General features: G+C 46.0%; 21 protein-coding genes. 6 read left to right on the top strand and 15 right to left on the bottom strand.

Going from position 1 to position 14,010, the window contains the following annotated elements; translation table 11 throughout:
- Positions 1–63: 63 nt before the first annotated feature.
- The 7 genes from EJA10_RS04750 to EJA10_RS04725 form a co-directional block, all read right to left on the bottom strand.
- Positions 64–330: a hypothetical protein gene (locus EJA10_RS04750; protein ID WP_125478869.1), complete on the bottom strand. Its 267-nt coding sequence runs from the start codon at positions 328–330 to the stop codon at positions 64–66.
- 56 nt (positions 331–386) lie between these two features.
- Positions 387–647, bottom strand: coding sequence for a hypothetical protein (locus EJA10_RS04745; RefSeq protein ID WP_125478868.1), 261 nt, complete (start codon positions 645–647; stop codon positions 387–389).
- Positions 644–790: a hypothetical protein gene (locus EJA10_RS23260; protein ID WP_170169069.1), complete on the bottom strand. Its 147-nt coding sequence runs from the start codon at positions 788–790 to the stop codon at positions 644–646. The genes EJA10_RS04745 and EJA10_RS23260 overlap by 4 nt, the downstream gene beginning before the upstream one ends.
- Positions 791–837: 47 nt before the next feature.
- Positions 838–1,188, bottom strand: a complete 351-nt coding sequence (locus EJA10_RS04740) for a helix-turn-helix domain-containing protein (protein WP_125478867.1) — start codon at positions 1,186–1,188, stop codon at positions 838–840.
- A gap of 96 nt (positions 1,189–1,284) precedes the next feature.
- A complete protein-coding gene (locus tag EJA10_RS04735; protein ID WP_125478866.1) occupies positions 1,285–1,728 on the bottom strand; it encodes a hypothetical protein in 444 nt (147 codons plus the stop codon).
- A gap of 75 nt (positions 1,729–1,803) precedes the next feature.
- Positions 1,804–2,001 (bottom strand): PspC domain-containing protein, encoded by a 198-nt coding sequence (locus EJA10_RS04730; protein ID WP_125478865.1) that lies wholly within the window; start codon positions 1,999–2,001, stop codon positions 1,804–1,806.
- Between the two features lie 70 nt (positions 2,002–2,071).
- A complete protein-coding gene (locus tag EJA10_RS04725; protein ID WP_246017688.1) occupies positions 2,072–2,551 on the bottom strand; it encodes a hypothetical protein in 480 nt (159 codons plus the stop codon).
- Between the two features lie 131 nt (positions 2,552–2,682).
- Here EJA10_RS04725 and EJA10_RS04720 point away from each other — a divergent pair, with 131 nt between their 5' ends.
- The gene (locus tag EJA10_RS04720; RefSeq protein ID WP_125478864.1) at positions 2,683–3,063 is read left to right on the top strand and encodes a hotdog family protein; all 381 of its coding nucleotides are present in this window, start codon (positions 2,683–2,685) and stop codon (positions 3,061–3,063) included.
- A gap of 38 nt (positions 3,064–3,101) precedes the next feature.
- Here the strand turns inward: EJA10_RS04720 and EJA10_RS04715 are convergent, their stop codons facing one another.
- From EJA10_RS04715 to EJA10_RS04705, 4 genes are all read right to left on the bottom strand, one after another.
- Positions 3,102–3,851: a L,D-transpeptidase family protein gene (locus tag EJA10_RS04715; protein WP_125478863.1), complete on the bottom strand. Its 750-nt coding sequence runs from the start codon at positions 3,849–3,851 to the stop codon at positions 3,102–3,104.
- A 197-nt stretch (positions 3,852–4,048) separates the two neighbouring features.
- Entirely contained in the window at positions 4,049–4,225 is a 177-nt protein-coding gene (locus EJA10_RS23255; protein WP_170169068.1) for an SE1832 family protein, read from the bottom strand.
- Between the two features lie 54 nt (positions 4,226–4,279).
- Complete coding sequence (locus tag EJA10_RS04710; RefSeq protein WP_125478862.1) at positions 4,280–4,693, bottom strand: SMI1/KNR4 family protein; 414 nt, start codon at positions 4,691–4,693, stop codon at positions 4,280–4,282.
- Positions 4,694–5,044: 351 nt separating this feature from the next.
- Positions 5,045–5,242, bottom strand: coding sequence for a DUF378 domain-containing protein (locus tag EJA10_RS04705; protein WP_125478861.1), 198 nt, complete (start codon positions 5,240–5,242; stop codon positions 5,045–5,047).
- Positions 5,243–5,416: 174 nt separating this feature from the next.
- On the opposite strand from EJA10_RS04705, the gene EJA10_RS04700 reads away from it, so the two are divergent.
- Positions 5,417–6,292: a MerR family transcriptional regulator gene (locus tag EJA10_RS04700; RefSeq protein WP_125478860.1), complete on the top strand. Its 876-nt coding sequence runs from the start codon at positions 5,417–5,419 to the stop codon at positions 6,290–6,292.
- A gap of 161 nt (positions 6,293–6,453) precedes the next feature.
- On the opposite strand, the gene EJA10_RS04695 is transcribed toward EJA10_RS04700, so the two are convergent.
- Positions 6,454–7,896, bottom strand: coding sequence for a protein adenylyltransferase SelO (locus EJA10_RS04695; protein WP_125478859.1), 1,443 nt, complete (start codon positions 7,894–7,896; stop codon positions 6,454–6,456).
- A gap of 141 nt (positions 7,897–8,037) precedes the next feature.
- Here EJA10_RS04695 and EJA10_RS04690 point away from each other — a divergent pair, with 141 nt between their 5' ends.
- Positions 8,038–8,652 carry a hypothetical protein gene (locus EJA10_RS04690; RefSeq protein WP_125478858.1) on the top strand — a complete coding sequence of 205 codons (615 nt, stop codon included), beginning with the start codon at positions 8,038–8,040 and terminating at the stop codon, positions 8,650–8,652.
- Between the two features lie 357 nt (positions 8,653–9,009).
- A complete protein-coding gene (locus EJA10_RS04685; protein WP_125478857.1) occupies positions 9,010–9,804 on the top strand; it encodes a GNAT family N-acetyltransferase in 795 nt (264 codons plus the stop codon).
- A 36-nt stretch (positions 9,805–9,840) separates the two neighbouring features.
- Here the strand turns inward: EJA10_RS04685 and wrbA are convergent, their stop codons facing one another.
- The 3 genes from wrbA to EJA10_RS04670 form a co-directional block, all read right to left on the bottom strand.
- Positions 9,841–10,446 (bottom strand): NAD(P)H:quinone oxidoreductase, encoded by a 606-nt coding sequence (gene wrbA / locus EJA10_RS04680; RefSeq protein ID WP_125478856.1) that lies wholly within the window; start codon positions 10,444–10,446, stop codon positions 9,841–9,843.
- A 68-nt stretch (positions 10,447–10,514) separates the two neighbouring features.
- Entirely contained in the window at positions 10,515–11,498 is a 984-nt protein-coding gene (locus EJA10_RS04675; RefSeq protein ID WP_125478855.1) for a ring-cleaving dioxygenase, read from the bottom strand.
- Between the two features lie 171 nt (positions 11,499–11,669).
- Positions 11,670–11,951, bottom strand: a complete 282-nt coding sequence (locus EJA10_RS04670) for a GNAT family N-acetyltransferase (RefSeq protein ID WP_125478854.1) — start codon at positions 11,949–11,951, stop codon at positions 11,670–11,672.
- Positions 11,952–12,151: 200 nt separating this feature from the next.
- Between EJA10_RS04670 and EJA10_RS04665 the strand changes: the two genes are divergently transcribed.
- Both EJA10_RS04665 and yfkAB read left to right on the top strand, forming a co-directional pair.
- Positions 12,152–12,727 (top strand): MEDS domain-containing protein, encoded by a 576-nt coding sequence (locus EJA10_RS04665; protein ID WP_125478853.1) that lies wholly within the window; start codon positions 12,152–12,154, stop codon positions 12,725–12,727.
- A 137-nt stretch (positions 12,728–12,864) separates the two neighbouring features.
- The gene (gene yfkAB / locus EJA10_RS04660; RefSeq protein ID WP_125478852.1) at positions 12,865–13,989 is read left to right on the top strand and encodes a radical SAM/CxCxxxxC motif protein YfkAB; all 1,125 of its coding nucleotides are present in this window, start codon (positions 12,865–12,867) and stop codon (positions 13,987–13,989) included.
- Positions 13,990–14,010: the final 21 nt, after the last annotated feature.

The following is a 14,010-nucleotide window of genomic DNA, read 5'->3' as shown; positions in this document are numbered from 1 at the left end:
AGCTAAAATGCCTTTTGGAAGCATAAAAAAAGCCCATCCTTGTCAGATGAACTCCCGATCAGATCAATGCGGCACCTGGGTGGCCCAGAGATACACCGCTATAACTAAGCTGGTAACCGCTATTAAACTTAACACTGCATAAAATACCTTTCTCCATACGCCGCCGATAAAGTAGATGTTGACTAAAAAGAAATAGAGGATTGCACTACCCACATTAAAAAGGACAAACCCGATGAAATACTTGTCAGGAACCGGACTCGTGACATTCGTCAACGCGATCCCGCCAAAAATGAAAATACCTATGATATTGAATATTTTTCTTAGAGTCATTGTTTTCCCTTCTACCTTTTTTTTCCACTTCATCACCATTTTCCAAAAAGAATCGCTTATGCTGCCAGAATCAGGTTTGTAACCGTCAGGAAAAAAATCACCCCGGCCAGACCAAGAATGATATAAGGAAAAAAGGCCTTCTTATTTTCTACAAAACTGCGAACACCAATAAGGACCAGATTGGCTACGATCAATAGACTGAATGCACTTTTGGTCCAGAGGTAATTATCATTTGTAATCGAGATGAATACGACTATAGCAGCCGCCACTGTCACTGCCTCCTGAACCTTATCCCATTTATCAAAAGTTTTCTTCACGTATTTCTCTCCTTTTTTTCTAGCAGCTCCACGATCCTTTCATTCGTAGCATTGAGTTTCTTTAACTCTTTCTCGATCGATAAAAAGGAATTAATGACGAAAAAAACAAATAGCAATACGGCGATTCCGGAGATTACTTCCATAGTGACTTCCTCCTTATCTATCCACTACTAACTCTCACTTGTTTTCCTTAGTTCCCAATCCCATCTGCACCATACACTTTACGATTTTTTGTGCTTTCCTCTAACCACTCATCCAGCGATTTTTTTGAAAAGACATACTCGTCGTATACCTTTGTGTATGGAAACATCATTCCAGAAAATGATCCAGTTGTTTGTAAAAACTCCTCTTCCTGGCTTATGACTTTTTTGATATCTTCCTCACTCAACCCCAGGTAGTTAGACGCTTCTGTTAATGTTAAGACTTCCTCAACCCCTGCACTTACTGGGGGCCTTGACTCCTTCTTTAGGGCACTTCCAATCCAGTACCCACTCACCAAAATACAAAGTGACAAAATGACGATTCCATATTCAATTTTCATGCAGACTCCTCCAACACTTTTGGCAATTATATATTTGTTGCAAGACTTCTCTTTTCCTGTAAAAGAGCGTTGATACTGATTGATCGATCAAGGCCTTCATTTACTGATCAACGTATAAAAATATTTTGCCTCCTGCAAAGCACCCATTAAGTCGGTCGATGCTTCGATGGCGACATAGATCGCAATCCCTGCCAGTAAGGTTATAACCGGAGCACTATTTTTAAGCATCTTTCGGTTTTTCTTCAGGATGATTAGAGTTGTAATGACCACAATAACTAGATAGAACAATGAAATCAGGAGCGTTCCCAGGGCTGTTTGGCTTCTGTTGACATTAAGCATGAACCTCTCTAAACCTTCTTTGTTGCCGCTTGTCTCTTCAATCATCGTTACCTTTCCTTTGTATCCAATCATCCAGTTAAATTGCTCGCGTTCTTTTGTTACCCGATACTCATACCCCAAAGCCTTGGCTTCTCCGATGACGCCGGAGTAGTTTTCCGTATCTTCAACACTTTGGGAACAACCCGTGGCGATCAAGCTCAAACAAAAGAACAGTGCCAGAAGATATAGTTTAATTTCTATCCCTCCAACTCAGAGTTTCTTTCCGACCTAAATTCTTCACCCCTTCAGCTGCTTATCCGTCGGCATGACCGCTGCAGCAATCAGGTAAATCAACCAAACTATCCCGCCGGTAAAGAAACCGGACAATACCGTAAGAATCCGAAGAATGCTGACATCAATTCCATACATTTCGCTTAAACCGCCCAGCACACCTGATAATTGCTTATCCCGTGTTGATCGATAGAATCTTTTCATGTTAAAAATCCCTCCAGCCTTTTACATTTTATACGTTTATATCCATAAAATGTTTCACTGGATTCACAACTTACTTTCTAACCAGCTGTTCGATATAGTCATAATCCACTGTCTGGTTTTTTGCAGTGTAGAAGAACCCTTTATACCGAATCGTATCATTTGAGTTGATGATGAACTCATTTACGACTTTTCCATCCTGATTAAAAATGGTTGTGTTGAAGCTGTATCCCAGATACCCCAGTGCTGATTTGTCTTTTTGGAAGGTCACTCCGTTCAAATTATTGATGATATGCAGAATCTGCGCTTTGTCAGTGATTTCGGCCTCGTACCCGGTGGTGCCATCAAAAATATGAATCTTCGAAACTTCTTCTGGAGCTATATTGACGATTTTATGCGGAATATAGGTACATCCATATGCAATTCCAAGAATAATTGGAACCGCCAAAATCACAAACCTGAACTTCTTTTCCTTTCTTTTTAAAATCCAGAAAACCAGGATCGCCACAGATAAAATAGTAAAAAACGAAACTAACAGATATGCGAAGCTCAATACCTCTCCCCCTCATCCTTGCTCACACCAACTATTTCAACATATAAATGTGTTAATCCTTCCGCTTGATATAATCATAATATTCAGATTAATATTAAAAATACAGGATTCACCACAAGGGGGAAATGTGGATGTCATTAAAAGTTGGGGAGATCATTTCATTTGAGCGGACTTTTTCAGCGAGGGATGTTGAGTTGTTCACAGAGATTTCAGGTGATGAAGGCATTCATCATCGAACACCGGATGAAAAGGGCCGGCTTGTCATTCAAGGCTTGTTGACAGCCACCCTCCCGACAAAGGTCGGCGGAGACAATAATGTACTTGCGCATACAATGAATTTTGAGTTTCTGAGGCCTGTTTTTACAGGCGATACCATCGTATGTGAAGTAAAAATCGAGCAATATGAGCTCCAAGAGAAAAACCGAATGGCCATTATGGCCACTTTTTCATGTAAAAATCAGTACGAAAAAGAAGTGCTGAAAGGTTATTTCGCAGGGATCATCCTTCAATAAAACAGGAGCAGCGCTATGCCAGCGCTGCTCCTTTGCTATCATTTCATTCCAAGTGCCTTTTTAGTCGCAGGACCCACTACCCCGTCGGCCGTCAGTTTTTTATCCTTTTGGAATTTCTTGACCGCCGCCTCTGTTGCCGGGCCGAAGACTCCGTCGATTCCCTTCGTGCTATAGCCTTTGTTGGTCAGGACCTTCTGCAACTCCTTTACCTGCGCACCCTTCATGCCCTTTTTCAGGACAGAGCTTGCAGGAACGGCAGACACAGGCACAGCAGTCCCGCCCGTTACCTTGTATCCATTGGCTGCTGCAATGGAATTGAAGGACTTCTTGGAAGTCGTGATGATGACAGGGGTATCAACCTTTACCTGGTCATACAGCCATTCCACTTCGTTATCGTACATCCGGATGCAGCCGCCGCTCACATATCCCCCGATCGACTTCGGATTATTGTTGCCGTGGATTGCATAAGTGGTTCCCCACGTCCCCCTCGCATTGATCCCCAGCCATCTGTTGCCGAGCGGATTCCTCGGGTCGCCGCCAGGAATTTTTCCAGTGTAATAAGGTCGGTTCTTGATTTTGTTGACGATCTTGAACTTGCCCTCCGGTGTATAAGAAGGCATCCTGCCCGTTCCCACCTTGAAGGTTTTAACCAGTTTATTATTCTTATAATAAGCCAGTTGATTGTTCGACTTATTGATGATGATGATTTCACCGCCTGCAGCCAGTGCCGGTGCCCCGGTAAACAGCATTGATACAAAAAGAACAACACACAGAATAAGCTTTTTCATTCCCCATCCCCCTTGAGTTCAGAAACGTTTGCAATGATTAATTTTTCAAACGTCTTTTCACTCTTATAAACGAGGAACATGGATAAAAGTTACATATTTTACCCTTATATGGCAATAAAACATTTCTTGTTTTTTTGACAAACGTGTCGGATTTTAGCCAATAAAAAAGAGCGCGATTCGTCTCGCACTCTTACTTTCTACTTTTCACGCAGCATCATGTTCAAGGAACTTAATTCCTCTTCGATGGCCGCCAGCCGTTTTTCCAGCGGATGCAGGTTGCCTTTGACAGACTCCAATTTTTCAAGATTATGCTGGAGCTGAAGGTACTCGTCCTTTAATTCTGTAATCTTGTATTCAATCTCTCTTTTATCCATGTCGCTCTCTCCTGGGTTAAGGGTTTTAATTTTAGAATAGACATTCACGTGTTTTTAATCAACTTCAGAATACGAAAGGATGAATTCTTTCAGGCTGGAAGCCATTTCTTCCAATTCGCCACTTTCGTGATTCCAGAGATACACTTGGTCTTCCATTGCCTGATCGACGATGCGGTAACACAGCTTGTCTCCGGTTCCATCCTCCCCAATGGTAACAAGGTCGCCTGCCATTCCTTCATCTCTTGCCTCTTTATTCTGCCTCACCACGTCATCCCAGGTCCGCTTTATATTTTTAGGGTCTTTTATAGGAAACAGCGTCCATTCTCCAACCTCAGCATTGTTCGTCTTTTTAAAAAGCTCTTTGTATTCTGCTGGGAAAACTGCATCCAACTCTTTCTCGGCTGAGATTATATCCTTTTCAGTAACACCCGGCTTTCTTGAATCAAGCAAGTTGATGACGTCCTCCATATTTGTTGCCCCCTCCACCCAATATTTAGGACTTGCCTAATGGCATCATAAACCGCTCGAGCCGTAACTGGCAAGCTGAAAAACGGCCGTTTTCATCCAACGGGGAATAAATCGCTTGCAACGGGGAATATCCTCCGGCCAACGGGGAATAAATCGTCTCCAACGGGGAATATCCTCTGCCCAACGGGGAATATCCTCCTCCCAACGGGGAATAAATCGCCCGCCACGGGTAAGATCCTCCACCCATGGAATAACACCTAAATTAGCAGCTTCTTAAAAGAAGATCGAAGGATTTCTGTAAAAGTCACAAAAAAATCGAGTATGACATGGCATACTCGATTCCATTCCTGCTTATTTGTTCACTTTTGATAAAAGCGTGAATCCGTACAGTGCTGCGAGGCCGACCAGGATGTAGACTACTTTCGCGATCGGGCTGTCCATGCCTCCGAAAAGGCCGCCGACTAGATCCCATTCAAACAAGCCAACCAAAAGCCAATTTAAACCGCCGACAATAAGCAATACTAATGATACCAGATTTAATGTTTTCATTATGACACCACCCATTGTATAATTTTTGTATAACCTTACAAGTTTAATTATACAAAACCTATACAAATATGGCAAATGTTTTTTATAATAAAATTAAAACCCGCTGTTTATAAGGATTTTCCATGTGTAACTTTTGTATAACTTATCTATAATGGGGAATGGAGGTGAAATATTTTGTATAGCATCAAGCAAGTTTCTGAATTACTGGATATTCCGGCTGTAACGATCAGGGCATGGGAAAACCGCTACAACGTCGTGACCCCTACCCGGACTGAGGGAGGGCACCGTCTGTATAGCCAAAATGATGTAGACACATTGAAATGGATCAAGGAACAGGTGCATGAAAAAAAGATAAAAATCAGTGACGCTGTCCGAATGTTACAGGACACTCCTCCAGCCCCTGTGCTTCCAGCCGAGAGTGATAAATATGAAGAATTAAAAGAAAAGCTTTACAAGGCGCTGATCAATCTTGATGCCCAGGAAGCGAACTCGATTGCTGATCTTGCTTTTTCCTTGTACGACTATGAAGAAGTTTTTCATCACATATTGGTCAATGTTTTGTATAAGGTTGGCGATGAGTGGGAGAAGGGCGCCATCAGTGTGGCCCAGGAGCATTTCTCGTCCCAGTTTATCATCAACCGATGTACCCAATTCCTGCGTGTACTTCCTGTAAATCCCGTGCTTCCAAGAGTGCTGGCATTCTGCCCCGAAGGAGAGCATCACCAGATCGGGCTGCTGATCTTCAGCCTGTTTTTAAAGAAAAAAGGAAACGAAGTAATTTACCTCGGGCCGAACACGCCTTTGGATGGGTTAGCAGATGTGATCAAAATGAAGGATATTTCTGTTGTTGCAATTTCGATGACGAACCCCGCTCCGACCAAAAAGGTCAACAACTGGATCCAAGACTGTCTAGAAAAAAATCCGTCGCTCAGGTTCATCATTGGCGGCAGTTGTGTCCATGGCTGCTCAAAGCTGGAGTCAAAATCCGTCACCTACTCGCTCGGATTCGATTGGGAGGAATGGTACCACTCTTTCATGAGGGGAAAATGACAAAAGCAACGCGGCTTTGGCGTTGCTTTTGTTTTTATAGCTGAACCTGGTTGGCCATTTCGATGAAATCACCAACATCGGCACCTAGGTCCCTTGTATTGCCATGGGTAAAATAGACAAAGCCAGGTAAGCAGCCAAACTCAATTTGACTGCTTGAAAAATCACGTCCCGCAGAAGGTCCTGTATGGTTTTGCCGATGGCGGAGCCGGCTTGCAGAATTCGGTCTGTTCTTGTGTATGGGCATAAGGATCGGCCAATACCTGAAGCAGGTTCTCCATTACAGTAAAGTCCCCTTTGACCGCCGCCTCCAGCGCTTCTTCCACCTTGTGGTTGCGCGGGATTATGGCTGGATTGCTGTCGAGCATCAGCTGCTGTGAAGCTTCCTTCGATTCCTCCTGGCGGCTGAGTCTGGCCTGCCACTTTTCATGCCAGTTCGTGAATCCCTCTTCTTTGAACAAGTCCGTTTCCTGATTGGACGTCAAAGCCCGGAAGGTATTTGTAAAATCCGCTTTATGCTTTTGCATCAGATTAAGCAGTTCTGAGATGAGTGTTTTATCTTCTTTTTCAGTATTAAAAATACCGAGTTTAGCTCTCATTCCGTTGATAAAGGCTGTTTCAAAAAGCTCCGGGAATTCGGACAGAGCTTCCTCTGCCAGCTTGACAGCTTGATCTTCGTCATCATGCAGCAATGGCAGCAGTGCTTCTGCAAACCTCGATAAATTCCAGCCGCCGATATACGGCTGATTGCCGTATGCATATCGGCCTTCCCTGTCGATCGAACTGAAGACGGTCGCCGGGTCATACGTATCCATGAACGCGCATGGACCGTAATCTATCGTCTCGCCGCTGATCGTCATATTATCCGTATTCATGACACCATGGATGAAACCAACCATTTGCCACTTTGCAATCAATTCAGCCTGGCGCTTGATCACGCCTTTTAGCAGCTGAACATAGCGGTCATTTTCCCCTTCAATCTCTGGGTAATGGCGCTTGATCGCATAGTCTGCCAGGTTCTGAAGATTGTCCTTCTTTCCCCAGTTTGCGGCGAATTGGAATGTACCGACACGCAGATGGCTTGATGCTACGCGGGTCAGGATCGCACCCGGCTGCATCGTTTCGCGGATAATTTGTTCACCTGTTGTGACCACGGCCAGACTGCGGGTGGTCGGGATGCCAAGCGCATGCATCGCTTCACTGATGATGTATTCGCGCAGCATCGGCCCAAGCCCGGCACGCCCGTCGCCCCCGCGGGAATACGGTGTGCGACCCGGTCCTTTCAGCTGGATATCAATCCGGTTGCCATCAGGCGTGATTTGTTCGCCAAGCAGGATGGCACGACCATCACCAAGCATATTGAAATGTCCGAACTGATGCCCGGCATATGCCTGTGCAAGTGGTGTGCCTCCCTCGGGAATCTCGTTTCCGGCAAGCAGCTCTGCCTTCATTTCATCACTGTGCAGGCCGAGTTTCTTGGCCAATTTTTTATTAAAAATGACCATTTTTGGCTCTTTTACAGGCGTTGGGTTTTGCAAACTGAAAAAGATGTTCGGCAGCCTTGCATAGCTGTTATCAAAGTTCCAGCCGGATTCATTGGTTGTCATTGGCTTTCCTCCTTTTTTTCCTACTGCTTTTCCTTACTATACCCTTCCTTGAAAAAGGAAAGCGGCGGTTCATCTGAAAGGAATATATACCCAGTACCATCCATATATTTATCATACCATCATCAGAGGAGTGATGAGCATATGGCGGCTTCATCAAATTGCAAGGAAAGCCAGCTTCGCTTTGCCGGCAGCGCAGCCATTATTGGCGGGTTCCTGATGGGTGCAAACTGGATCTGGCAAGGCTATCTTGATCTGACACCCGGCGCTGACGCCATCCTTCATGACACAAGCCACTTCGCCTATTACTTAAACAACCTTATGCTATTGGTCTCTTCCTGGCTTTTATTGCACGGCCTGTTTGCTTTCCGGAACCAGGACCCCTCTGCCGGAGGAGGGCTCTGGAAATTAGGCTTCTTCCTCTCGGCATTCGGACTGGGCCTGTTCGGTCTCGGTGCAGCCGGATTCCTATTCCACGGACTGATCGGATTCGGAGCCTTGCTCGACTTTATCAACATCAGCACAGGCATCGGCAGCATCGCCATCCATCTCGGAGCCCTGCCCCTCGGATATGCCATTCTGTACCACACCAGCACACCTCGCTACAGCTCCCTGCTCTTGATCCTTCAAACACCCATCGTAATTGTTTACCTTTTTGGACTCGTCCCTTTGAATCCACTGCTGGCTGGGATCCTGATTGGCGGTATGTATGGAGGCGCGTGGATCATTATCGGGTCTTACTTGCGGAGATATGTTTGACGGCACCCTGGGTGGGTGCTTTTTTTATGAGGTTGAATGGGAAAGCCTTTTCATTATTGCGATTTCAACAGGACTAAAACCAAACCACCATCCCCACACTGCAGATAAGGTAAAATTCCATTTTCATCCAAACTTATTGAACCTGCTCCTCCTACGTGCTATAAAGGAATTAGGAATGATTTTATCCAAAAGGAGGGTGGCCAAAATGATGATCAATAGGAGAATCCTGATTAACGCAGATGTCATTTTGATCGCCACCATGAGCTAAACCCCGTTCAGTTGCGACGTCTTTGTTGATCAAAGGCGTCTTTTTATTGGTTATCCATAGACAAAAACAACTGAAATGGGGCTGATAAAATGAAAATCACTTTTACCGAGGGCAGTTATGTACCGAAGGAAGACGAATTGTTGGAAAGCTTCCAGGAAGAGCTGATCTTGGACTCCAAATGCTTTACTATTGAGATTGACGGCACCGCTCTAGGCTCTTTCGCTTTTTGTGAGAATGTGTTTGATGTTCAAGGTTTTACGGTACTCACTCAATTCGCACTCGCCCCAGAAGCGATCCGCCATTTCCAGAGGATCTTTGAAACAATCCTTACCCAATACGAGATCAAGAGCGCAATGGTTGCTACAAACTATGAATTCTTTCTCGCCACCGCGATGGACTTCCATAAGTCCGTAACCATGCAAGCCTACCTTTTCACCACGAGCAATGCGCCTGTCCGCCCACCTGAGTTCCCAAGGAGCCATTTCACGCCAGCCAGCCCTGAGGATTTGCAAGAAATCCTCCGGCTAACCAACAATCATTTCGACTTCCTGCTCCATCCGCGAAAAAAGGAAACGCACCAGCTCTATGTTTTAAAAGATGGAGAAGAAACTCTCGGGTTCGGCCTTCTGGAAACCGGACTCATCCTTAAAAACGCAAGCAGCCTCGGTATTTACACAATGGAGAAACACCGCCGGAAAGGCGCTGGCAGGAGCATGATGATGCACCTAAAGGACATCTGCCGTGAAAATGGCATCAAGCCCATCACCGGCTGCAACTGGTATAACAAAAAATCGAAGGCCACACTTGAAAGCGCCGGGTTCATCTCTGAAACACGGCTGCTGAGGGTGGAATTCACGACTGAGGAAAAATGGCTATCGCTATAAAGAAAAGGAGGCGAACTAAGTTCGCCTCCTTTCACCTTATTGATTCCCTTTCGTCACCCACTCAGCCACCGTCACGGTACGCTTCGCCTGGTGCTTCACCGCTGCTTGAACGTCCTCGACCATGTTGCCGTCCTGGTCTACGGTTACGCTTGTTCCGTACGGATTGCCGCCGGCAGCGAATGTAACAGGATCTGTGTAGCCAGGTGCTGCAACGATTGCGCCCCAGTGGTACATCGTTGTGTAGAGTGACAGGATGGTTGCTTCTTGTCCGCCATGCGAGTTCTGGGCTGAGGACATCGCGCTGACGACCTTGTTCACCAGTTTCCCTTTCGCCCACAGGCCGCCTGTCGTATCAAGGAATTGCTTCATTTGCGACGGCATGTTCCCGAAACGTGTAGGGACGCTGAAGATGATCGCGTCTGCCCACTCAAGATCTTCCGGGGTCACTTCCGGAACATCCTTCGTCGCCTCCACTGTTGCCTTCCACGCTTCGTTCCCTTCAATCGCGGATTGAGGAGCCAATTCCTTCACTTTAAAAACCTTGACCTCGGCTCCTTCTTCCTTGCCGCCTTCAGCTGCCCATTTTGAAAGCTGATAATTCGTTCCACCCATGCTGTAAAAAATCACGGCTAATTTGACCATATTGTTTGCCTCCCTTTTTTTGAGACTACATTAAGGTATTTCCACAAAACGCCCGGGACAAACAAAACTTATAGATACTCTTTTTCAATTTTGCGCGTGCTGCGGACCGTATCGATCGGTCTCACAAATTTTTCGATCTGCTCGCGCTTTGGTTCAAGGAATGGCGGCAGCGACAGTTTTTCCCCAAGCGTTTCGTAAGGCTCGTCACCCATGAAGCCTGGGCCGTCGGTTGCCCATTCGAACAGGATGCCTGGGGCTACGCGTGCGTATAATGATTCAAAGAAGAAGCGGTCGACATAGCCAGATGTGCCAAAACCGGCTGCTTTCATGTGCTCAATCCATTCATACAGGACGGACGTATCCGCAACGCGGAAAGCCGCATGGTGCACGGTGCCGAAGCCCTGGCGTCCTGCCGGCAGGACTTTATTATCCTCGACGATGACCTGTGCGCCGTTCCCGCCTTCACCCATTTCGAATAGGTGCAATGATCCTTCATGGGCGATTTCTTTCATATGCATGACTTTTTCCAGCACTTCTTTAAAATAATCGAAGCGGGAGATGCGGAGGTGGATTGGCCCCAGTCCGGTGATCGCAAATTCCAAAGGAACAGGACCGTCCTGCCATGGCGTCCCGGAAGCCACTCCCTTGTTGAACTCATCGGAAACCAGCATATATTGCTGATCGTCAAAGTCGACGAATGAGATCGTTTTCTTGCCGAAAAGTTCCTTTATGCCGCTGTGCTTGACATCGTACTTATCGAAGCGCTTGACCCAGTAATCCAGCGCAGCATCCGTCGGCACGCGGAATGCAGTTTTGTAGATCTCATCTGTTCCGTGCGTTCCCTTCGGAATGCCAGGGAAATCGAAGAACGTCATATCCGTTCCGGCACTTCCCTTGTCATCCGCAAAAAACAAATGATACGTACGGATGTCATCCTGGTTGACCGTTTTTTTCACCAGGCGCATGCCCAGTACATAGGTGAAAAACTCATAATTCTTCTCAGCGCTGCTCGTAATTGCAGTTACATGGTGAATCCCTCTTAATTCGTTCATAGTCCCTCTCCTTTTATCTTGGAATCGAGATATATACCCAAAAAATATCTACCATTACTCTATCCTTTTTTACCGCTTAAAAAACAATATCTTGAATTCGAGATAATTTTATCATGGGCATGACTTGGTGTCAACGATAAGAGCCTTTGAGAAAACCCAAAGGCTCATCCTTTATTGCTGTAAAACATCTTTATAATCAGACTTCCGGTCGAACTCTTTTTTAGCAAAAGAACAAACTGGATCGACCTTCATCCCTTCCTTCTTCGCCTTGTCGACGACCAGGCGAACCAGTTCCTCCGCCACACCCTGGCCCCGATTCGCCGGGTCGACTCCTGTATGGTTGATCACCAGGACCTCATCCCCGTCACGGGTAAACGTCACTTCCCCAACCTCAAGCCCGTCCGCATCCTTCGCAACAAACCGGCCATCTTCCTCCGCATATTCAAACGACATGTGGACACCTCCTGATTGATTTAGTCTATCCTATATTCTTTTATCAATTAATACCCGTATTCCGCCGAACATATTCCTGCAAAACAGGGGGACGGTTCTGCTGTTTCACCAAAACACAAGAACCGTCCCCCTGTTTTTCCAAAAACTTCCCTATTTGATCCAGATGTATAGTATAATCAGCGTTGAGAAGGGGTGATTACTTGAGAAGTAATATGAACCAATTATTCGAGAATGAAAGAAGTGTTCATGTACTGTATTCGTATAAAGAATCTGAAAGCTACATCGAACAGGTTGTGGGCTTCATCCAGGATGGTATTGAGGCGGGAGATTACGTGATCTTAGTTGAAAATGAACGTGTATACCCCATGATTCATAAAGTGCTTAGCACAAGGTTATCGAAAGATCAGATGGAACTTGTTCATTTTGTAAACAACTTTGATTTTTATTATTCAAGTGGCAGTTATCATCCTCCAGCAATTACAGACTACTTTACCCAAATGGTTCAGCCATACCTCGAAAAAGAAATCCCTTTCCGGTCCTGGGCCCATGTGGAGTGGGCAACCATGAAAGATCCCCTGCATTTAATAGAAGATTTTGAGAAGATCGTCGACGAAGCTGTGAATTCATTATCATTTCCTCTGATATGTGCCTATGAAGGCGAGAAAATGCCTGAACACCTTAAGAAGATCCTAATGGAAACTCACCCTTTTGTTTTAGTGGAGAATGAACTCGTCGTTTCTGAACAGTATATCCCGATGGCAGATATAAAAAAATAGTCATCCCCAGGCAAGGGAAGGAATCCGATGATTCCTTCCTTTCTTGTTCTTTAAATAGGGGTGGCGGCATACCATAGCACCGGACTCCTCGGCTATAATGAAATGGTTTGCTTATTTCTTATATTAAGGAGTCAATCATGTCATTAACCAAACCCATTACCCCTCAACACGACCCCTGGGAGGCGTATCTTGATATAGAACAATACGGCCGGCCCGAGCTCACCAACATTGAATTCACGACGACCACTCTCTGCAATATGCGCTGCGAGCACTGTGCCGTTGGCTACACACTACAAACAAAGGACCCGGACGCCCTTCCCTTGGATTTGCTTTTACAGCGGCTGGAGGAAATCCCGAAGCTTCGCTCATTGAGCATTACCGGCGGAGAACCGATGCTTTCTCTTTCTTCGGTAAAAAATTATGTTGTGCCACTCCTGAAGTACGCTTCGGAACGCGGAGTCCGCACGCAAATCAACTCAAATTTAACGCTGGATTTATCCCGTTATGAAATGATCGTTCCGTATCTGGACGTCCTGCATATTTCCCATAATTGGGGAACGATTGATGACTTCGTCGAAGGCGGCTTTGCGATGATGGAGAAAAAACCGGATTACCAGCAACGTGAAAAGTATTTTACGAGGATGATCGAAAACAGCAGGGAGCTCGTGAAGGCTGGTGTCATGGTCTCCGCTGAGACAATGCTGAATAAGCGCACCCTGCCTCATCTTGAAAAGATCCACAGGCAAATCGTTGATGAGATGCATTGCCAGAGGCATGAAGTGCACCCCATGTACCCTAGTGATTTCGCGAGCAGTCTTGAAGTGCTGTCGCTCGAAGAAATTAGGGAATCGATCCATCACCTGCTCGACATCCGTGACGAAAACGTCTGGATGCTGTTCGGCACACTGCCATTCTACGCCTGCAGCGACCGGAAAGAGGATCTTGATTTACTGAAGCGCCTCTACCGCAGCAAAAACGTGACCGTCAGGAATGACCCAGATGGCCGTTCCCGCCTGAACGTCAATATCTTCAACGGCGACATCATCGTCACCGACTTCGGCGACACCCCGCCACTAGGCAACATCCAGACAACCAAGCTTCAGGACGCCCACCAAAAATGGCAACAAACCGAAATCGCCAAGGAACTAAACTGCCACTGCCCAGCCGTCACCTGCCTCGGACCGAATATCCTGGTCAAGAACAGCTACTACCCAGAAGTTGATTTCAGGGAAAACAGCGGCAAAACAGAGGGACGGTTCTAGTGTTTTAAGAAAAACAGGGGG

It is taken from the genome of Mesobacillus subterraneus (assembly GCF_003937825.1).
GTDB lineage: Bacteria > Bacillota > Bacilli > Bacillales > Cytobacillaceae > Mesobacillus > Mesobacillus subterraneus.
The sequence above is the reverse complement of the archived record's forward strand: the minus strand, read 5'-3'. Positions and strand labels throughout refer to the sequence as shown.

Coding starts and splice junctions, on each gene's coding strand:
- EJA10_RS04690 (WP_125478858.1), top strand. CDS start 8,038: ATGGCGGCTTCATCAAATTGCAAGGAAAGCCAGCTTCGCTTTGCCGGC.
- EJA10_RS04710 (WP_125478862.1), bottom strand. CDS start 4,693: ATGGAGGACGTCATCAACTTGCTTGATTCAAGAAAGCCGGGTGTTACT.
- EJA10_RS23260 (WP_170169069.1), bottom strand. CDS start 790: ATGGAAGTAATCTCCGGAATCGCCGTATTGCTATTTGTTTTTTTCGTC.
- EJA10_RS04695 (WP_125478859.1), bottom strand. CDS start 7,896: ATGACAACCAATGAATCCGGCTGGAACTTTGATAACAGCTATGCAAGG.
- EJA10_RS04705 (WP_125478861.1), bottom strand. CDS start 5,242: ATGAAAACATTAAATCTGGTATCATTAGTATTGCTTATTGTCGGCGGT.
- EJA10_RS04750 (WP_125478869.1), bottom strand. CDS start 330: ATGACTCTAAGAAAAATATTCAATATCATAGGTATTTTCATTTTTGGC.
- EJA10_RS04685 (WP_125478857.1), top strand. CDS start 9,010: ATGAAAATCACTTTTACCGAGGGCAGTTATGTACCGAAGGAAGACGAA.
- EJA10_RS04740 (WP_125478867.1), bottom strand. CDS start 1,188: ATGAAAATTGAATATGGAATCGTCATTTTGTCACTTTGTATTTTGGTG.
- wrbA (WP_125478856.1), bottom strand. CDS start 10,446: ATGGTCAAATTAGCCGTGATTTTTTACAGCATGGGTGGAACGAATTAT.
- EJA10_RS04715 (WP_125478863.1), bottom strand. CDS start 3,851: ATGAAAAAGCTTATTCTGTGTGTTGTTCTTTTTGTATCAATGCTGTTT.
- yfkAB (WP_125478852.1), top strand. CDS start 12,865: ATGTCATTAACCAAACCCATTACCCCTCAACACGACCCCTGGGAGGCG.
- EJA10_RS04720 (WP_125478864.1), top strand. CDS start 2,683: ATGTCATTAAAAGTTGGGGAGATCATTTCATTTGAGCGGACTTTTTCA.
- EJA10_RS04675 (WP_125478855.1), bottom strand. CDS start 11,498: ATGAACGAATTAAGAGGGATTCACCATGTAACTGCAATTACGAGCAGC.
- EJA10_RS23255 (WP_170169068.1), bottom strand. CDS start 4,225: ATGGATAAAAGAGAGATTGAATACAAGATTACAGAATTAAAGGACGAG.
- EJA10_RS04730 (WP_125478865.1), bottom strand. CDS start 2,001: ATGAAAAGATTCTATCGATCAACACGGGATAAGCAATTATCAGGTGTG.
- EJA10_RS04670 (WP_125478854.1), bottom strand. CDS start 11,951: ATGTCGTTTGAATATGCGGAGGAAGATGGCCGGTTTGTTGCGAAGGAT.